We start from the raw sequence: 18515 nt of genomic DNA, 5'->3' as shown, positions 1-18515 counted from the left end.
ATTACCAAGGAATATAAACAAGAGCAGCCGCTTCGTGTAAGCTGGCTGCTCTTGTTTTATATAGATCTTCCGCACAGGAGACCAGCATATATTCCACGCAGGGTTAGGCGATGTAAACCCCGCGAGCCCCGCGCATGCTATACCGCAGTTGTAAGAATAAAAGCACTGAGCCCAGTTATTTCATCACTACTGCGGAGTATCTTTGCTCTCGCTCTCGTACCTACACACTATTTTCTGGTGAAATTCTACTTTTTGGCAGCTGTATTTGGGCTGTCCCTTACTACTGCTATAGCGCAACGTTCTGCGAAACAGGACTACGTAGTAATTACTGCCGGCGACACCCTCCGGGGGCAAATTTTGATTTCTAATCGTGGCAGTGGCGCCGTACGATTACGAGAGGCTGGTGCCAAACACACACAATTTGGCCCCACGGAGGCACGCAGCTACGGGGGCGCGGCGGGTGTAATGGGCATCAGTCAAACTGTTGGGCCGCACGGTACGCCGCAGTTTGTGGTGCCTTTGGTGCAAGGACTGGTTAGTCTGTACGCGGGCAAGAATACGCGGGGCGAGAAGAGGTATTTCCTTCAGGTGCCTGATTCTACTTACCTCGTTGAAATACCGCCTCAAAGCGCCCAGCTCACTTTTCATAGGCTGTTGTCGGGCTGCCCGACGCTGGAATTTGGCAGCAATGATATTCAACGGCGCTACCCCATCCGCTACGTTGGGCTGACCCGATTGATAATGGACTACAACAAGTGCGCCCAGCCCCAACGCCCTAGCCGACTGATAAAAAGCACCACTGGCGTCCATATCACCTACGGCGTGAGAGTTGGTATCAACCGCCCAGACTTCGAGCTTTCCAGTGAGGCATATCCTTCTGGCAAGCAAAATACGGGCTACCATGCGGGAATATTTTTGCAAGCTTCCAACAAAACGCGGATTTCTTTTCTGCTGGAGCCCACTTATACCACTTTACGTAGCTCCTACGACCCTGTATTTTACTCCAGAGGACTTTTTTCCTTCACCCGCACGGTCAACATCCAATACGACCAAGTACAAATACCTCTACTCGTACGTTACACCTTCGGCAACGGCTCTATTCATCCTTTCCTAAACGCCGGCGGGCTATATGGCGTTAATTTGAATAACAAGTCGGCTCAAACCGACCGCCTCACTAATCCGCCATTCACTGAAGCTAAACGCTCCATTGACACGCTGGAAGAAAACGCCATTGGGCTGACTTTCGGCGCTGGCACTACCATTCGGTACGCCTTCTTGCCTGAACTGACCTTGGAAGCGCGCTACGACCGGGTACGCTACGGCAACTATATAGAATTCACCCCTGGGCACACTGCCCTGCACCTTGACGTAGGTATAGGCTTCTGAGTATAAGCCGCGTCACTCCGGCCGCTGTTCTTTCTTGGTGCCGAGAATAAACAGAATCAACAACAGAAACGCCGCCACGCCCAGGCTGTACCACGTCACGACGGGCAGGCCGCGGTGGTAAGGCATCTGCTCGGGCGGGTACTTTCCTAGCAGACTCAGCCCCGCAAATAGAATGCTGGCCACTGCTACTGCGGCCAAAATGCTGCGGCTCACCAGTTGGTCGGCTTTGCGCAGGAGCAGTTGGTAGCCGCCTAGCTCCACCCGTACCCGCAGGTCGCCGCGCGAGACCTTGCGCATGATTTGCCGGATATCGGCCGGGAGCGTCTGGATGAGGGCCAGCAGCTGGGTGCCGGTGTACTGGGCTTCGCTGAGTATGTTGTCGGCGGAATACTGCTCCGTGATGATGCGCGCTCCGTACGGCCGCACGAACTCAAAGGTGTTGAAGCGCGGGTGCAGCACCTTCCCAATGCCTTCCAGAATCACGAGGGCCCGCAGAATCAGGAACACGGCTCCGGGTACTTGCAGCTTGTAGTCGTAAATAACGGTTTGCAGCGCGTCGGCCAGGTCCGACATGCTCATGTCCTTTACGTCGAGCGTCGCGAAATCCTCAATCAGCTCACTCAGCGAAGCCTCGAAGGCCCGCATATCCGGAATATCCGACGTGAGGGCTAGGCGGCGGAAGCTCAACGCCATGCTGCGCGGGTCTTGCCGCGCCATCCCAATGAACACGCCCGCGAAGGCATACTTCTGCTGCTTAGTCATCTTGCCCACCATTCCGAAGTCGATGAGCACCAGCGTGCCATCGGGGCGCACGAGTACGTTGCCGGGGTGCGGGTCGGCGTGGAAGAAGCCAAACTCGAATATCTGCGTCAGGTAGATGTCCATGCCGGTTTCCGCCACCGTTTCCGGGCTCAGGTTCCAGGCCAGCAATTGCTCTTTGTCGGTGATTTTGCAGCCACTCACGAACTCAATCACCAGAATGCGCGTGGTGCTTATATCGCGGTAAGGCTTAGGAATGTAGAAGGTCTCGTAGTTCTCGTAGAGCTTGCGAAACTGCTCCATCGAGCGAGCTTCGGAGGTATAGTCCAGCTCCTTGGTCATGCTCCGCTCGAAAGCATCTACTACATCCTGCGGATTGGCTAGGCCCTGTTTGCGCAGAAAACCGGCTGTGAGGCGCACTAACTCGTGCAGCAGCGCCAAGTCGGAGCGGACTTTGTCCTGCACGTCGGGGCGCTGCACTTTCACTACCACTTCCTCGCCGCTCAGCAGCCGCGCCCGGTGCACCTGCCCAATACTAGCGGAGCCCAGCGGCACCTCATCAAACTCCGTGAATACTTCTTCCAGCGGCCGGCCCAGTTCCCGCTCAATAATGCCCTTGGCCACTTGCACGTCGAAGGGCGGCACGTTGCTTTGCAGCTTCTCGAACTCGTCGATGAGGGGCTGCGGAAGCAAGTCGGCGCGGTTGCTCATGGCCTGCGCCAGCTTGATAAAGGTGGGCCCCAGCTCCTCGATAATCATGCGAATCCGCTGCCAGCGAGTGGTTTCGAATACCGCATGCTCACCTTCCTGCCACGAGAGGCGGCGGCTTTGGGGCACCAGCCGCCGCAACGGCGTGGTCGTTACCACATCCTCAAAGCCGTAGCGAATGAGCACTTCGGCCACCTGCCGGATGCGGGTGATGTTGGAAATGGTTTTTTTGAAAATCACGGGCTAAGACGGATGCTGCTACGAGAAAAGAGGATGCTGCCGGAGCAAGAGCAAGCTAGCAAATGGCCCGATTGCTTGGCAGCAATAGAGTAAGCTGTCCCAATCTACGACAAAAGAAACCCCGCCTGCGCGCGGCAAGCGGGGTTTCTGTATATCAGCTACTGCGGACTACGAAAGCGTGCTGCCCGTGCTCGATGTATTGTCGTTAGGGGAAATGGCTTTTTTGGCGGCCGTCTTATTGGCTTTATCAGCCGCAGTGTCGGGGGTCTTTTTAGCGGTGCTGCTAGCCGTCTTGGTTTTGCCGCCCGTGCTGGTAGCAGGGTTGGTTACCGTTTTCTTGGCCGCAGCCGCCTTACCGGCGCCGCTGCTCACATTAGTTACCGAGGCCGTAGAATTCACCGTCGGCTTGCCCGTTGAGACGCTGCCGCTGGCCGACTTGGAGCCGCCTTTCACGCTGCGCTTCAACTCTTCTACTTCCGCATTGGGCGCAACGCCTACGGTTTTCATCATCTTCGCTGCCAGGCCTTGTACTTGCTTTTCCAGCTCCTTGCGCTTGGTTTCGCCGTTTTTACGCAGCTCGTCCATGATCTTAGCGCCTTCCTGCTCCGACAGCTTGCTTTCCTTCACCAGCGCATCAATGGTTTTCTGCACCCGGTCGGTAGTGAGCGAAACGAAGCCAACGCCAGCGTTGACGAATTTTTTAAATAAATCTTCCATGAGGCTGGGGGTTGAGAGGGGGGTGAAAAGTAAAACCGGCAATGCGGACCCGCCCGCCGGAAAAAGTAGTATGCAAGCCGACTACTTGACGCAAACCTACGAAAAGGCAGCTATATAGTTGACGCAGAGGATAAATTTTTTACGGTGGTTAGCTGAGCTGAGTTCATAAACCGACTCTATATTATTTTCTACAAGGATTTTCTCGTTCTCTTCGGCCCTTTTGAAGTCGCTTAGGCGGCTCGCCGCCGCACGTGCAACGGAGCGGCTGGCACGAGAGTGTGCAGCTGTTGGCGGGCAACTTGCAACGCAACGGCGGCAGCCTCCTGCGCTGCCCACACGCCTCGCGTAAACTCGCCCACTTGATTTAGCGCCTGCCGGGCTTCGGGCACGAAGCGCCAAAACAAATGCCACCAGTGCACCAGCCCATCGAACACCTGCAACGTAACGGGCACGCCAGCCGCGCGGGCTTTGCGGCAGAAGTTCTGCACATCATCATGCAGTACCTCGGCATCGGAAATCTGGATGAGGAGCGGCGGCAAATCGTGTAGGCTGGCCCGTACGGGCGAAAGCAGCGGGTGACTCAGGGGCGTAGCATCGGCGTAGAGCGGACCCCAGCCGCGGATTTGTAACGCTTCCAAAATCTGGCTCTCTTCCCGGCAAGCCTGCCGCAGTACCGCCGCTGGCAGCACTAAATCGGTCCAGGGGGAAAGGCCGATGGCAGCGGCGGGCAGAGGCAGTCCGGCATCGCGCAGATTGACGAGCAGCGCCAGGGCCAATCCGCCCCCGGCCGAGTCGCCGGCCACCATAATATCGTGGGGGTGGTAGCCTTCACGCAGCAGCCAATCGTAGGCCAGGCGGGCATCGTCGAGGGCGGCGGGGAACGGGTATTCGGGGGCTTTACGGTAATGAATGGCGAGGGTATTGAGTTGGCAGCGCTGCGCGAGCGAGCCTACCAGTGCCCGGTGCGTATTCAGCGAACCAAGTACGTAGCCGCCGCCATGCAGATAGAGAAGCACGCGCCGGGCAGGTGCTCCCGCCGGCCGCAACCATTCCGCCGCCATGCCCTCAACATTGGCATCCTCAAGAAACACGTTCCAGGGCACAAATTGGAAGAGAGCCGCCGCTTCCGCCACCAACCGAACGGTGGATAACTCGGGACGGTGGCGAGCCACCGGGCCAGTGGCAGCGGCTAATAGCTGCTTGAGCAGCAGATGCTGAATAGAGGGCATTGCAAGGAAATGTGGGAATTGGGCAGGGAGCGGAGCGATATCAGCGGCAGACTTCAATCAACAATAGAAGAATACCACACAACCAAATAGGCAATTGAATAGGCCCACTGGTTGATTTTACGGAGGAGAGCCAGCTAGGATGGATTGTTCTTGGTTTTTTTTCCGATTTGATGATCCTTATACCCTCGAATGGCAATCGGAATCCAGCCTAGAATGGGAATGAAAAACGTGAGCGTAAATGGGTTACGCCACAACATACGCCAATAAGTACCAGGACTGCGCAGATCCAGGTCGAAGTCGCGGCGGCCGTGGTGCAGGTACTGCCGCTCGAACTCCCGAAATAGCGCCGGCCAGGCCCAGGGCAGGAAAAAGGGGAAGTAGCGCCAGTTTTCCTTGATACGCTGCCACAGCTCGCCCCACTTGTAGGGCTGCCGGCCGTATTTGGCTTCGGCCGCATCCATTTCGGCTTGCATTTTCGTCCGCACTTGGTTGGATAAATCCTCGTACTCGGGGCGGGTTAGCTCGTCGTGGGCTTTAGTGGTGAGGTCGGAAGGACGGATGCGCGTGCCGAGCACGAAGGTGAGCTTGGCCGGAAACGCCATGTAGAAAAACCACGGCTGCAACAGCACCAGCAGGATTACCGGCCCCATCGGGATGAAGGGAATGCCCACTTTTTTGCTCAGTCGGTTCACCCATTCCCAGCTGTACGTGTAGGGGTTGAGGTATTCGCCATTGATGGTGTAGAACGGGACGATGTCGGTGCCATGCTGTAGGCCCAAGCGCAGCATGCTAGTGGCTAGGCGCTGGAGCTGATACTTCCGGTTGAACCCCTTCCCAATGCCTGGTACCCCCTCCGGGTACAGCATCAGGTTGTGGTCGTTGTAGTACATCATCGTCTCGAAATTGAGCGTCGTGGCATCCACGCAACCCGCTCTCTTCCAGAAATTCTCCACCAAAAACGGATTCATCAACACCGACTGCGAGAGCATGGGCGCCGAGAGCGGACGCGGCAAGTCCCGGAGGTCGCGCAGGTAGCGCCAGAGGTGCGAAAGGGCCACAATGGCATCCCAGGGAAAGGCCATTCCCGAGTGATTGGAAGCAAAGATGAGCGGCCGGTCGGGGTTGTTGCGTTGCGGATAATTATCGAAACCAACCAGCTCGGAACGAAACCACACCCGGTCCAGCAATTGAAGAATGTTGCGGTCAAGCGTTTCCACGAACTGCTCGTCGAAATAATCGGAGTAGATGTGCTGGTTGGCCTGGATGGCGGCGGGCGGCGGAGGTAGCGCGGCAGACGTCGGGGAAGCCGTGGGCATCGGGCGGAAAAGGGCGAGCGAGAGTGGGAAGTCGGAACGAAGCGCCGGATACCGACGGGCTTCTAATGTAGGCATTTTACCCTCCAACGCAAGAGGATGTTGCTAAAAGCCGCGATGTAGCGTGGGCTTCAGCCCGCTGCTCCTAGTGGTAGAGAAACTAGCGGTTTACTAAGCTAAATGGCGCGGCTAGCAGACGCAAAGGCAACGGACTAAAGTCCGTGCCACAAACAAGGCTATATCTGGCGTTTCAGCCGAACCTGCGCGGTGTACAGCTCGCCATCGGCGCGGCGCAGCAGCAGATACAGCAGCCGGCCGTTGGTAGAGTGCAGAATACGGCTGATTTCGGTAAGACTGATGTTGCTGGCCGGCAGCAGGTTGATGGCCAGCAGTTCATCGTCGGGCTGGATACCGGCGGCGGCGGCGGGCGAGCCGGGATGAATTTTCAGGATGATGTAGCGCCGGTAGTTGGGGCTGGTTGCCAGCAATTCCATCCCGCACATATCGTGCTCGAACGGGTCTCGGAAGAGCCGGTTTGGCCGCAGCCAGAGCGCGTGGTGAGGATAGTCGATGACGAGGTCGAAGCGTTTGAGCAGTTCAAAGCCAATGTTGCCATTGCGCGGCACATCGGCCCGCAGGGCTCCGTTGCTGGAGTCGGGAAACGAGGTGAGCAAGGTATTGAGGCGGTAGCGGCCCAGCTGCATACTGTGCACTCGGCCCAGGTAGCCGTTGATGATGCCGCTCAGGCCGCGGCCCAACTGGGCCCGCAACCGGTCCGAAGGCACTTTCAGGCGCGGATCCGAATTTGTTTCAATCGACAGCGCGTGGCCCGCGCCGGTATCGAGCACCAGCTTCAGAGGCAGCGTTAGAGAATCCTTGACCGTGACAGGCACGGTGAGGTAAGCTTTACGCCGCTGCAATACCAGCGGCACTTGCGCCCAGCGCCGGCCGTGAGGCGGCTTGTAGCGGGCCGGCGCGTGCAGCACCAATTCTGCCGTCGACGGTTCCACGCCCAGCACGAAGCTGCGAAATACATCATACCCCAGAATGCCGTGAATGGGTATGCCCACGTAGCCCGACAAATTGAGCACATCGGAGGAAAGCACCAGAAAAGATAACGACGGCGCCACAATACCCGGCATCGTCACCCGCACGCTATCAGACATATAGGCTTCCAACGGAGCCTCCTCCCCCACCCCCGACACGCGGAACAATTCTCCCCGGCGCAACCGCAACGGAGCCGCCAGGCTTGGGTCGGTGATGAGGGAAGTACCCACGCCGGAATCAAGCAGGAAATTGTACGGCCCCAAGCCGTTGAGGGAGGCTCGCACGATAATCAGGTTGCGCTGAAACTCGAAGGGCAACCGGACTCGCCGCTGCCGAGGGTTCTCGAACCGGAAAGGCAAGTCCTCGGTCGGCTGGGGCTGGGCAGTGGCCTCGTAAGGGCACAACAAGCTCCACAGCAGTAGCCAAGTGGCTCCGGCAAGCCAGGAGCGCAACAGCAAACGGAGGGTACAAAACCAGCAGGCAGGCATAGGGGTGAGAGGGCGGGACGGGAAATATAACCAAAAAACCGCCTCCTCGCTACCCTTATGCGTTTGGCTTATTCCAGTTTTCCGGGCGTTGGCAATTCCCAGGAACCGCGGGGGTCGAAGTGCAGCTGCCCTTGTTGGATGTGCAACGGCGCCGCCAGGTTGTTGTGGTAGAGCTGGCCAGTGCCCAGGCCCTGCGGGAAACCGGGCAACGCGTATTCGCCGGCCAGCTGGCTAATGGCATTCAGGCCGATATTGGATTCCAGCGCCGAGGTCAGCCACCAGCTAATGCCTTGTTCCTCGGCCAACTGCCACCACTCCAGCGCTGCCGCCAAGCCACCAACCAAGGTAGGCTTCAAGATGATGTAGGCGGGGCGGGTTTCGGCTAGCAGCTCAGCTTGCTGGGCGGGGTGCGTCACGCCAATCAGCTCTTCATCGAGAGCCACGGGCACCGGCGACTGCCGGCACAATTCCGCCATAGCCGTCCACTGACCGGCAGCAATGGGCTGCTCGATGGAGTGCAGCCCAAAGCGCGCCAGCTCTTCCAGCTTGCCCAATGCTTCGGCGGGTGCGAAGGCGCCGTTGGCATCAACGCGCAACGTCAGTTCCTCCGGCCCGGCCTCCGCCCGGATTTCGGCCAGCAGCTGCAACTCCGTGGCGAAATCGAGGCTGCCGATTTTCAGCTTGAGGCATCCATAGCCTTCGGTAAGTTTCTTACGGATTTGGGCCCGCACAAAGGCTGCGTCGCCCATCCAAACCAAGCCATTGATGGGCACCCCGGCAGCACCCTGGCTGAAGGCATTATCGAAGAGTTGCCGCTGGCCACCGTGGTACAAATCGAGCAGGGCGGTTTCCAGGCCGAAGCGCAACGCGGGCCACGCGGGTTCTACGAGAGCCAGAGCCGAATCAGGAGCCGTAGCGGCGGTGAATTTCGCTTGATTGAATGCTCGGCACAAAGTCGCCAGCCGGGTTTCAAAATCGGGCCGGTGGTCGGGGCTGAGGCCGGCCAGGGGCGCGGCTTCGCCCAAACCTACTACGCCGGGCCGCTCCGTGTCGGTGAGGTGCAGGTACCAAGCTAGGTGCTCCGTAAGCGCCCCGCGCGAGGTGCGAGCCGGAAAGTTGAAGCGCAACGTGCGGCGCGAGTACTGCAACTCAAGCATAAACAGACGAACAAACAAGCCCGGAAAGATGGCCGCAAATAACACCCAAAACCACGGACTCGGCTCAACCTGCTTCAAACGCAGGACCCGCCCCCAGCACGAAGCTGGAAGCGGGTTCTGGTGCGATAAGCAAAGATGCTACTGCTGGCTCTTGTTAAGCGTTTGCCTGCGGACGGCGCGTGGCCTGACCACCCTTGCGGCCAGCAGCACGAGCTTCTTCGGAAGTGAAACGGTGACCACGGCCGCTCTGGTGCGAAGCCTTGCCACCTTCGCTAGCGATACGACGCTGTTGCTCAGGGTCCATGGCGGCAAAACCACGGGCGCGCTTTACTTTGTTTTCGGCGGGAGCGGCAGCTTTGGCGTTAGCACGCCCGGAGGAATTTTGATTCTGCATGATAGGTAAGGTTGTGGAAAAAGAAGAAGCAGGATTGCTTATGAACTAAGGAACGTAACTGGTCTGACAAAGATGGGCTTTACGTAACCTAAATCGTTGATAAATGCCTAAAATACCGCTTTTTACGGAGGAGCTTTGCCATTTATCGCGCCTTTATTGCGTTAAATACGGAGGAGCTTGCGACCCAACACTAGGACCCGTCAAATACTCATCAGAAAACCCAACCGTGGGAAACATAGTTACCCAATCACCCTCTTTGTCTCTCCGCCATGTCTTCTTCCGCTTCTAGTGCCGCCGCAGTAGCTGCTCCTGCTGCATCGTCTATGGCCCACCGCTACCAGGCGGTGCGTCAGCGTACCGTTACGCTCTGCCAGCCCCTGCTGCCCGAAGACACGGTGGTGCAGCCCGTCATTGATGTGAGTCCGCCCAAATGGCACCTGGCGCACGTCACGTGGTTTTTCGAGACGTTTCTGCTGAAGGAATACCTGCCGGGCTACACCGTGTACCACCCCGAATACGCCTTCCTCTTCAATTCCTATTACAACTCGCTAGGCTCCCGCGTAAACCGCGCCGACCGGGGCACCCTCTCCCGCCCCGCCCTGGCTGATGTCTACCGCTACCGCGCCCACGTAGACGAGCAGATGACGCGCCTACTGGCCCTAGCCGACACGCTGCCGCCTACCTTCTGGGAGCTGTTTGAGCTGGGTTTGCAACACGAGCAGCAGCACCAGGAGCTGCTCGTCACCGACATCAAGTACATTCTCAGCACCAGCCCCTTAGCACCAGCGTATCTTTTGAATAAAGAATTAAGAATGAAGAATGAGGAATCAGCACACGGCAATTCCTTATTCCTCATTCCTTATTCCTCATTCGAAGGCAGCGAAGCTGCCTGGTTGAAAGTGCCGGGTGGTATTTCGCGGGTTGGGTACGAGGGCTCGGGGTTTTGTTTTGATAACGAGCAGGCGCCGCACGAGGTGCTGACGGCGGATTTCGAGCTGCAAAACCGGCTGGTGACCAACGGCGAATATTTGCGGTTTATGGAAGCGGGCGGCTACCAGGATTTCCGCTACTGGCTCGGTGAAGGCTGGGACCTGGTGCAGACGCAGGGCTGGGATTCGCCGCTGTATTGGGTGCAGAAAGACGGGCAATGGCACCGCTTCACGCACCACGGTTTACAGCCCGTGAACATGGCGGCGCCAGTTACGCACGTCAGCTTTTACGAGGCCGATGCCTATGCCCACTGGGCCGGAGCACGCCTGCCTACCGAGCCAGAATGGGAAGTAGCCGCCCGTCATTTCGGGGCTACTCCCGCCATGGGCACCTTCCTCGAAAGCAACCTCTTCGACCCCCAACCCTTGCCTCCCAACGCCGACCCTACGCGCTGCCACCAGCTGCTCGGCGACGCCTGGGAGTGGACGTATTCGGCCTATCATCCCTACCCTGGCTACGTGCGGGCCGCCGGGGCGCTGGGCGAGTACAATGGCAAGTTCATGATCAACCAAATGGTGCTGCGCGGCGGCTCCTGCGCCACGCCCGTCAGCCACATTCGCCTCACCTACCGCAACTTCTTCCACGCCGACAAGCGCTGGCAGTTCACGGGCATCCGACTAGCTCGATAGTTTTTGGTTGTTGGTTTTTGGTTGTTGGTCGGAAGCCGTTCGGCTTTTGAGCCGGGAGGGGTTTGCGGGAGTTGAGTTACTGATTTTGTGTTTGCAGACCGTAGGCGCCCATTGTCCTGCGGCCTCTGATGTTTGTCTTGTTTGCTGCTTATGACCTCCCTTTCCGTTTCGGCTGCTTCGGCCACCCCCGATTCCTCCTTCATGTCTTCTGCATCGTCCGAAAACCAGCCAGAAACCAACAACCAGCAGCTAGAAGCGCTGAAGCAGCACGTAACCAACGGCCTTAGCCGCACGCCGAAAACGTTGTCGTCGATGTACTTCTACGACGATGAGGGCAGCCGGCTGTTTCAGCGGATCATGGCGCTGCCAGAGTACTATCCTACACGCACCGAGTTTGGGCTTCTAACCCAGCACCAGGCGGCACTGGCCGCCGCGTTGCGGCCTACTGAAGCAGGGGAGCCGTTTTTTCTGTTGGAGTTAGGCGCCGGCGACGGACTCAAAACCAAAATTCTGTTGCGCCACCTGCTCGACGCGGAAGCCTCGTTCACGTACGTGCCGGTCGATATTTCGGAGTCGGCGCTGGAGGGGCTGGCGGACAGTTTGCGCCAAGAGCTGCCCGCCCTGCGCGTAGAGCCAGTGGTGACCGATTATGCCCAAGCGTTGCGTCTGATGGCGGCCCGGCCCGGCCGGAAAGTGGTGCTGTTTTTAGGCTCCAACATCGGCAACTTCCTGCCCGCCGACCGCCAAGCATTTTTGCGCGAGCTGGCCGCTCCCCTTTCCTCCGACGACCGGCTGCTGATCGGCTTTGACCTGCAAAAAGACCCGCGCCTCATCCGAGCCGCCTACGACGACGCGCAAGGCGTAACGGCCGCCTTCAACCTCAACCTGCTTACGCGCCTCAACAGGGAGCTAGGAGCCAATTTCGACTTGCCTGCCTGGCAGCACTACACCGACTACGACCCGCTCTCGGGCGCGGTGCGCTCCTTTCTGGTGTCTACCAAAGCGCAGCAGGTGTACGTGGCGGCGCTGGACCAAACCTTCAATTTTGCCGCCTGGGAGCCTATCCATACCGAAAACTCCTACAAATTCACCCGCCCGCTCATCACTGGTTTGGCGGCCGATGCCGGGCTGGCCGTGGCGGAGTTTTTCACCGATGAGCAGGACTATTTCGCCGACGTGGTGCTGCGACTGGTGCAGCCAAACGAAGGCATTAGAACTGAGTCAAGGTAGTCGATTGCGGCCCAAGGTGCAGGACCTTTACACTCATAACTAAAAAGGTTGCGCTGTTTTTTGCAAATCTTTTAGAAAACAGCGCGGATGTTTTTCAATTTAATCACGAAAAATAGCGCAACCTTTTCGCGTCTGTTATGCCCCGCCGCCTCTCTTCTTCTCGATCTCAATTAGCCCGCGTGCGGGCTTGGTTTGGCCTCACCCAGGCCCAGCTGGCCCTGTATCTGGGCATGAGCCCCCCGCTGGTGCGTGACCTCGAAAGCGGCCGACGTCGGCTCACCCTCACCGTGCACACGGCCCTGCTGCCGCTGCTGCTCCAACTGCCCCCATCCGAAACCACCACCGAGCCCGCCCCCAACGACGCGCTGCCCCCGGGCACACCCCCACCCGACGCGGCCGATCTGGACTTTCAGCGCCGCGAGTGTCTGTACCGTGCCACTCGGCTGCAAGCCCAGGCCGACACCCTGGCCATCCGGGCCCGCGTAGCCGCCCGCTGGGCCGCCGCACTGCCCGCCCTGCTGCCCCCTGACCCCGACAGCCCCGCCGTTCCTGACGACGCCAACCCCACGCCCGCCGCCCGCGCGCTGGTCGCTGCCCTGGCGCTGGCTGCCGATCCTACCGACCCGGCCCGCGCCCCGGACCATGCCCGCTGGCTCCGGGGCTGGCTCCGCTTCCGAACCCGGCCCCTGTCCGCTCCCGACGTGACGCGCTACCACCGGCTGCGCGCCCAGGCGGCAGGCTTGTTGGCCGAGGCCGCCGCGCTGGCTGCCGCCCTCCCCGCACTGCCCGCGTAGACTGGCACTATCAGGCCTGCTGGCGTACGCTCTAACAGTCATAGTGTCCTGTGATAGGCTAGAGTAAGCGGCAGTACTTGCTTACCAGCTGCTCAGCCAATATTGCGGCGGGTCCGGGGGCGTCCGCGCCGCATTGCACCGTTGCTCCCCTGAATGGCCCGGCAGAACCGACCTATCTTTGTGGCTCGTTGCTGCTTTATCGCCATGCCCCTTACTGCCCTCCGCCCCCATCTCAAGCCCATCATGTTACTCGCCTACCCGGTGGTACTCAGCCAACTCGGGCACGTGCTGGTCAACGTCTGCGATTCGGTGATGGTGGGCCAAACGGGCAAGGTTCCGCTCGCCGCCGTGAGCCTGGGCGTGAGCGTCAATACCGTGGTAATGGTTCTTGGCATGGGCCTTTCTATGGGCATCACGCCGCTCGTAGCCGCCGCCGACGGCAAGCGTGACGTACCGCAGCTGGGGCGTTTGCTCGTTGCCGGCGTGTGGCTCAGTGCCGTAGCGGGCTTAGTGCTGGCCGCTACGGGGCTACTTATCGCGCCGCTGCTGGGCCACCTCGACCAACCCGCCGAGGTAGTGGCTTTGGCCGCGCCCTGGGTGCGGGTCCTGTTTTTTTCCTTACTGCCTCTGATGGTTTTTCAGGGGTTCAAGCAGTTTGCGGAAGGTCTGGGGCTTACGCGGCAGGCCATGTATTTGTCGGTGCTGGCCAACTTGGTTAATGCGGCGCTGTGCTACACCTTCATTTTTGGGCATTTTGGAGCACCGCGCCTGGGCATGATGGGTTCGGCATGGGCCACGCTCATAGCTCGTGTGCTGATGGCCGTGCTCATGGGAGCTTACGTGCTGCGCGCGGCCCGGCTCCGGCCCTACCGCGAGGCTGCCACGCATTGGCTGCGCCCCGATGGTGCCACGCTGCGCCGTTTGCTGGGCTTTGGCTCCCCTATTGGCGTGCAGATGATGTTTGAAATGGGAGCCTTCAGCTTTTCCGCCATCATGATTGGGTGGCTTGGCGCTACGTCCCTCGCCGCCCATCAAATTGCTATCAACGTGGCTTCCGTAACGTACATGGCGGCCAGCGGCATTGCGGCGGCGGCCACTATTCGAGTTGGCAATCTGCGCGGACTGGGTGATATGCACGGGGCGCGGCAGGCAGGTTTCGCGGCCTATCTGCTCACGTTTCTGTTCATGAGTTCCATGGGCCTGCTGCTCGTAGTTGGCCGGCAGTTTATTCCGCACTTCTACAACCACGATGCCGCCGTAGTAAGCCAGGCAGCCACCCTGCTGCTTATCGCCGCCGCCTTCCAGGTTTCCGACGGCCTGCAAGTGGTGGGCCTGGGCGCGTTGCGGGGCCTCGAAGACGTGAAGATTCCGTCGGTGGTGGCGCTGCTGGCCTACTGGGTGGTGGCGCTGCCGCTGGGCTACTGCCTGGGCTTCGTGCTGAAGATGGGTAACATCGGGGTGTGGCTGGGTTTGCTCACGGGCCTTACGCTGGTGGCGGGCTTGCTGCTGTGGCGCTTTCGCCAGTTCAGTAGAGTGCCCGCCGCTACGGCTCAATCGGTCCCATTGGTTGCGCATTAGGCCGCGCTGGAGCTAGCGGCTCGGGTTGCGCAGCAGAATCCAGGGCTTTTCTCAAGCAGATCTGAGGTAAGGTCGAGCCTGCCCCGGGAACGAGCCGCCAAGAAATGATGTAGAGGCTGCTAGGGTCGGTTGTCATTACTTGGTGAGGCTAGGGTTTAGCTTTTCCTGTTAGGTTTTCTGCCCGTTTGCTCACGTATTGTTAAAAATGTTCTTCTGCACTTTCCTGCTCCCGTTACTGCTGCTGTTTCAGGCCCCCGCGCCACCCCAGACCTCGCCCAAGCCGGCCGCTGCGCCGGCCCCTGAAGTGTTGAAATGGTCGGCGAACCGGCCCCTGACCTGGGCCGATTTCAAGCACCGTCCCATGCCCTTCGACCACCTAGCGGCCCTCACCGCGGCCAACATCGACGTGCAGGTGGCGTGCAAGGATTTCGTGTTCAGCTCCACCGTTACGGCGGTATTTCTGCCGCAGGAGTCGTGGGTTCGCGATGCGCCAAAGGCTTCCGCCGCCCTGCTCCGCCACGAGCAGTTGCACTTCGACATCACGGAGCTGCACGCCCGAATGCTGCGGCAGAAGCTTAGTACCGTGAAGTTGGACTGCGAGCATCTGAATCCGGCTTTCAAAAACCTCACAAAAGTCGCCTTTGCGACTTGGCAGCGCGAGGAAGGGCGCTACGACCAGGAAACCAACCACGGCCTCAACGCCGAAAAGCAAAAGTTTTGGGAAACCCAAATTCAGCAGCGCCTCGTCCTCCTGACTTCGTTTGCTTCCAAGTAGTAGGTAGTTGGTAGTGGGACAATAAGGCATTGTTATGCTAACCAACCGTTTGATAAACAAAAGATTGTATAAGTCCTAACTTCTCCGTTCTAAGCTCTCACTACTAACTATGTCTCACATCACTTGGGCCGATTTTGAGCGCGTTGATTTGCGGGTCGGTACTATTCTGGAGGCGCGGGAATTTCCGCAAGCGCGGCGCCCGGCCTACCAGCTGCTCATTGATTTAGGCCCCGAAATCGGCCAGAAACGTTCTAGCGCCCAGATTACGCGCCATTATCAACCACATGAGCTAATAGGACGGCAAGTGTTGTGCGTGGTCAATTTCCCACCCAAGCAGATCGGGAAGTTTATGTCGGAAGTACTGGTGACAGGCGCCGCCGACGCGCAAGGCGACATCGTGCTGGCTACTCTGGCCAGCCCAGTTCCCAACGGCAGCCGACTGATCTAGCCTAGCAATGTACTCTTGCGAGCACCAACATGTCATTGCGAGGAGGCACGACGAAGCAATCCTTCCTCTCTGTGAAACCAGTTATCTAAACAGACCAGCCCTTGCGCTAGGGTAGTAACCTAATGCCAAGGGCTGGTCTTACAAGTGAAGTTCTTTGCTCTGAGAGGAAGGATTGCTTCGCTTTGCTCGCAATGACAGGGAATTACTTCTTGCCCACTTTCACCTGGCGCATGGCTAGCGTATCGATGACAATGGCGTAGATTTCGTCTAGGTCTTTGCCGTGGCTGGCGTAGTAACGGTAGCTTCGCTGGAAAAGGGAATCATCTACTTGGCGGCGCCAGAATAGACCTTTTTGTTGCTGCAAGTACAGGGCGCGAGCCGAATCGGGGCCCAGACGAGAAGCTTCTACGCGGGCTTCCAGTGTATGCAAATCGGCCAGCAGGCTCACCATCTGCTCCCGCGGCATGAGCGGCTGCGGCGGCGGCAGCTCATCGGCAGTCTGGCAACTGGAAAACAGGCCACTCAGCAGCAGGCTGAGTACCAAAGCAAAAGCACGAAGAAACGAGGTATTCACGGCGCAAAAGTACGGGTTCAGTTTCTTCCCAACAGCAATAATGCCACGATTGGCGTAGTTTAGCCTATATGAACGTGCCCACGCCTACTCCGTTTCAACAGCTCGTGCGCAAGTTGCGGCAGGTCGAAATTCGGATGCTAAAAGCCGTAGATGCGCAGCTACAGGGTAATTTCCACTCGGTTTTCAAGGGTACCGGCCTCGAATTCGACGATGTGCGGCTCTACCAGTACGGCGACGAAGTGCGGGCCATTGACTGGGCCGTGTCGAGCAAGGGCCACGGTACTTTCATCAAAACCTACAAGGAAGAGCGGGAGCAACAGGTCTTGCTGCTGTTCGACGTAAGTGGCTCGCAGCAGGTAGGCGCCGAAGGCCGCCGCAAGCTCGATGTAGGCCGCGAAATCTGTGGTATTCTGGCCCTGGCCGCGGCTCGGCAAGATGCCCAACTCGGTATCCTGACTTTTTCCGACCAGAAAGAACTGTACCTGGCACCCGGCAAGGGCGTGCGCCACGCCTACGCCCTCATCAAAAGGTTGTTTGAGCTGACGCCGAAATCAAGGCAAACGGGCGTGGCGGCAGGCATCAAACAAGCTCTGGGGCTGCTCAAGCGGCGCAGCATCATCCTGCTCATTTCCGACTTCATCGATACCGGCTACGAGCGTGAGCTGACCATGCTGGCCCGCAAGCACGATTTGGTGGTCATTCAGCTGCTCGACCAGCGCGAGCGGGAGTTTCCGCCCCTCGGCATCGTACCGCTCTACGACCAGGAGTCGGGCCGGACGCTCTGGACCAACACTTCTTCGGCGAGCTTCCGCGCGCGGTACCGGGCCATCTACGAGCAGAACCGCGACCAGATCGGCCAAATCTGCCGCCGCCACCGCACCGAATACCTCTCCATCGCCACCGACGCCGACTACGTACCGCAACTTATCCGGCTGTTTCGGCGGCGCAACCTTCGTGCGGGCCGTGGCTAAGGTGTTGGGCCGTAGCGCGGGGTTCCGCCCGTTGCGCAAGGCGGAGCGTTCCGCCCACCGAAACGGTAGCACTGGCTGGAAGCTACTGCTGGTGTGGTTGCTGCTGCCCGTTTTGTCCTTCGCTCAAGCAGTACCCGATGCCCCCCAGGGTCGGTTTCTGCGCCCGGCCGCCCGCATCGGCGAGGTTATCGACTACGAGCTGAGTTACCGTCACGCACCGGGCCTGAACGTCGTTTTTCCGGATTCTACGGTCAGCTATGCGCCTTTCGAGTACGTGGGCAAGACGTACCGCCCCACCCGTACCCGGCGCGGCATCAGCCTCGACCAAACCGTTTACCACCTGCGCACCTTCGCGATGGACTCCGTGCAGCGTCTGCAACTGCCCGTCACCATCCTGCGCGGCCGCGATACTCTAGTGGTGCCCAGCACTGCCGCCACGTTGCGTCTACTGCGGATTGTGCCGCCGCAAGCGCCCGGCACTACGCCGGCCCTTCGGCAAAACACGACGCTGCTGCCAGTGGAACCCGCTTTCAACTATCCGTACTGGCTGGCTGGCGCGGGCTTGCTGCTGGTACTACTGGGCGGCGCGGCTTTCGTGTTCGGGCGGCGCTGGCGGCAGCGCTACCAACTGTACAAGCTACGCAAAAACCATCTGTACTTCCTGGCCCAGTATGCCCGCCACGTCGAGCGGTTCACGCTCAGCCGCTCGCTCACCAACATGGAGCGGGCCATTACGCTCTGGAAAAACTACCTCACCAACCTCGAAAACAACACCATCAACAGCCTTACTACCCGGGAAATAGTGGCCTATTACGGCAATGATGCCGATGTGAGCCTCGCCCTGCGCCTCGCCGACCGGGTGATCTACGGCAATCAGTTTTCGGAAGACGACACCGAAACGGACCTCGCCTTCGACCTGCTCCGCAGCTTCGCCGAACGCCGCTACGAGCTCGTAACGCAAGGCCAACCGACGCCGGTCCGCTCAAACGCCATGTAGCGTTGGAGTCCGCGAATGGTGCTTGGCGAACCTACTGGTTTGGACTGAAACCGCAAGTAATCAGTTGGTAAAGCTGGGAAAGAGCATTCGG

General features: G+C 59.1%; 17 protein-coding genes. 9 read left to right on the top strand and 8 right to left on the bottom strand.

Annotation, left to right across the window (positions count from 1 at the left end; genetic code table 11):
- Nucleotides 1-357: 357 nt before the first annotated feature.
- Nucleotides 358-1386 (top strand): porin family protein, encoded by a 1029-nt coding sequence (locus ACYSMN_RS00800; protein ID WP_488921924.1) that lies wholly within the window; start codon nt 358-360, stop codon nt 1384-1386.
- A gap of 12 nt (nt 1387-1398) precedes the next feature.
- Here the strand turns inward: ACYSMN_RS00800 and ACYSMN_RS00795 are convergent, their stop codons facing one another.
- From ACYSMN_RS00795 to ACYSMN_RS00765, 7 genes are all read right to left on the bottom strand, one after another.
- Nucleotides 1399-3093 (bottom strand): ABC1 kinase family protein, encoded by a 1695-nt coding sequence (locus ACYSMN_RS00795; protein ID WP_488921923.1) that lies wholly within the window; start codon nt 3091-3093, stop codon nt 1399-1401.
- A gap of 168 nt (nt 3094-3261) precedes the next feature.
- Nucleotides 3262-3810 (bottom strand): phasin family protein, encoded by a 549-nt coding sequence (locus ACYSMN_RS00790; protein WP_488921922.1) that lies wholly within the window; start codon nt 3808-3810, stop codon nt 3262-3264.
- Nucleotides 3811-4040: 230 nt separating this feature from the next.
- The gene (locus ACYSMN_RS00785; protein WP_488921921.1) at nt 4041-5039 is read right to left on the bottom strand and encodes an alpha/beta hydrolase; all 999 of its coding nucleotides are present in this window, start codon (nt 5037-5039) and stop codon (nt 4041-4043) included.
- A 134-nt stretch (nt 5040-5173) separates the two neighbouring features.
- Entirely contained in the window at nt 5174-6430 is a 1257-nt protein-coding gene (locus ACYSMN_RS00780) for a lysophospholipid acyltransferase family protein (protein ID WP_488921920.1), read from the bottom strand.
- A gap of 158 nt (nt 6431-6588) precedes the next feature.
- The gene (locus ACYSMN_RS00775) at nt 6589-7851 is read right to left on the bottom strand and encodes an aspartyl protease family protein (RefSeq protein WP_488921919.1); all 1263 of its coding nucleotides are present in this window, start codon (nt 7849-7851) and stop codon (nt 6589-6591) included.
- Nucleotides 7852-7955: 104 nt separating this feature from the next.
- The gene (locus ACYSMN_RS00770) at nt 7956-9044 is read right to left on the bottom strand and encodes an o-succinylbenzoate synthase (protein WP_488921918.1); all 1089 of its coding nucleotides are present in this window, start codon (nt 9042-9044) and stop codon (nt 7956-7958) included.
- 154 nt (nt 9045-9198) lie between these two features.
- Nucleotides 9199-9438, bottom strand: coding sequence for a KGG domain-containing protein (locus tag ACYSMN_RS00765; RefSeq protein ID WP_488921917.1), 240 nt, complete (start codon nt 9436-9438; stop codon nt 9199-9201).
- A 269-nt stretch (nt 9439-9707) separates the two neighbouring features.
- Here ACYSMN_RS00765 and egtB point away from each other — a divergent pair, with 269 nt between their 5' ends.
- The 6 genes from egtB (at nt 9708) to ACYSMN_RS00735 (ending at nt 15882) form a co-directional block, all read left to right on the top strand.
- A complete protein-coding gene (gene egtB, locus ACYSMN_RS00760; RefSeq protein WP_488921916.1) occupies nt 9708-11057 on the top strand; it encodes an ergothioneine biosynthesis protein EgtB in 1350 nt (449 codons plus the stop codon).
- A gap of 150 nt (nt 11058-11207) precedes the next feature.
- Nucleotides 11208-12287 (top strand): L-histidine N(alpha)-methyltransferase, encoded by a 1080-nt coding sequence (egtD, locus tag ACYSMN_RS00755; protein WP_488921915.1) that lies wholly within the window; start codon nt 11208-11210, stop codon nt 12285-12287.
- 137 nt (nt 12288-12424) lie between these two features.
- Complete coding sequence (locus tag ACYSMN_RS00750) at nt 12425-13081, top strand: helix-turn-helix domain-containing protein (protein WP_488921914.1); 657 nt, start codon at nt 12425-12427, stop codon at nt 13079-13081.
- Between the two features lie 204 nt (nt 13082-13285).
- Nucleotides 13286-14659: an MATE family efflux transporter gene (locus tag ACYSMN_RS00745; protein ID WP_488921913.1), complete on the top strand. Its 1374-nt coding sequence runs from the start codon at nt 13286-13288 to the stop codon at nt 14657-14659.
- 205 nt (nt 14660-14864) lie between these two features.
- Nucleotides 14865-15434 carry a DUF922 domain-containing protein gene (locus ACYSMN_RS00740; protein ID WP_488921912.1) on the top strand — a complete coding sequence of 190 codons (570 nt, stop codon included), beginning with the start codon at nt 14865-14867 and terminating at the stop codon, nt 15432-15434.
- 109 nt (nt 15435-15543) lie between these two features.
- Nucleotides 15544-15882 (top strand): tRNA-binding protein, encoded by a 339-nt coding sequence (locus ACYSMN_RS00735; RefSeq protein WP_488921911.1) that lies wholly within the window; start codon nt 15544-15546, stop codon nt 15880-15882.
- Between the two features lie 202 nt (nt 15883-16084).
- On the opposite strand, the gene ACYSMN_RS00730 is transcribed toward ACYSMN_RS00735, so the two are convergent.
- Nucleotides 16085-16456 (bottom strand): DUF4296 domain-containing protein, encoded by a 372-nt coding sequence (locus tag ACYSMN_RS00730; RefSeq protein WP_488921910.1) that lies wholly within the window; start codon nt 16454-16456, stop codon nt 16085-16087.
- Nucleotides 16457-16530: 74 nt separating this feature from the next.
- Between ACYSMN_RS00730 and ACYSMN_RS00725 the strand changes: the two genes are divergently transcribed.
- Entirely contained in the window at nt 16531-17427 is an 897-nt protein-coding gene (locus tag ACYSMN_RS00725) for a DUF58 domain-containing protein (RefSeq protein ID WP_488921909.1), read from the top strand.
- The gene (locus ACYSMN_RS00720; RefSeq protein ID WP_488921908.1) at nt 17420-18424 is read left to right on the top strand and encodes a hypothetical protein; all 1005 of its coding nucleotides are present in this window, start codon (nt 17420-17422) and stop codon (nt 18422-18424) included. The genes ACYSMN_RS00725 and ACYSMN_RS00720 overlap by 8 nt, the downstream gene beginning before the upstream one ends.
- Nucleotides 18425-18515 lie beyond the last annotated feature (91 nt).

Source organism: Hymenobacter sp. M1-2, from assembly GCF_057808495.1.
The sequence above is the reverse complement of the archived record's forward strand: the minus strand, read 5'-3'. Positions and strand labels throughout refer to the sequence as shown.

Excerpts from the sequence above, each read along its gene's own strand:
- ACYSMN_RS00790 (WP_488921922.1), bottom strand. The coding sequence starts at position 3,810 with ATGGAAGATTTATTTAAAAAATTCGTCAACGCTGGCGTTGGCTTCGTT.
- ACYSMN_RS00785 (WP_488921921.1), bottom strand. The coding sequence starts at position 5,039 with ATGCCCTCTATTCAGCATCTGCTGCTCAAGCAGCTATTAGCCGCTGCC.
- ACYSMN_RS00780 (WP_488921920.1), bottom strand. The coding sequence starts at position 6,430 with ATGCCTACATTAGAAGCCCGTCGGTATCCGGCGCTTCGTTCCGACTTC.
- ACYSMN_RS00770 (WP_488921918.1), bottom strand. The coding sequence starts at position 9,044 with ATGCTTGAGTTGCAGTACTCGCGCCGCACGTTGCGCTTCAACTTTCCG.
- ACYSMN_RS00765 (WP_488921917.1), bottom strand. The coding sequence starts at position 9,438 with ATGCAGAATCAAAATTCCTCCGGGCGTGCTAACGCCAAAGCTGCCGCT.
- egtB (WP_488921916.1), top strand. The coding sequence starts at position 9,708 with ATGTCTTCTTCCGCTTCTAGTGCCGCCGCAGTAGCTGCTCCTGCTGCA.
- egtD (WP_488921915.1), top strand. The coding sequence starts at position 11,208 with ATGACCTCCCTTTCCGTTTCGGCTGCTTCGGCCACCCCCGATTCCTCC.
- ACYSMN_RS00750 (WP_488921914.1), top strand. The coding sequence starts at position 12,425 with ATGCCCCGCCGCCTCTCTTCTTCTCGATCTCAATTAGCCCGCGTGCGG.
- ACYSMN_RS00745 (WP_488921913.1), top strand. The coding sequence starts at position 13,286 with ATGCCCCTTACTGCCCTCCGCCCCCATCTCAAGCCCATCATGTTACTC.
- ACYSMN_RS00740 (WP_488921912.1), top strand. The coding sequence starts at position 14,865 with ATGTTCTTCTGCACTTTCCTGCTCCCGTTACTGCTGCTGTTTCAGGCC.
- ACYSMN_RS00735 (WP_488921911.1), top strand. The coding sequence starts at position 15,544 with ATGTCTCACATCACTTGGGCCGATTTTGAGCGCGTTGATTTGCGGGTC.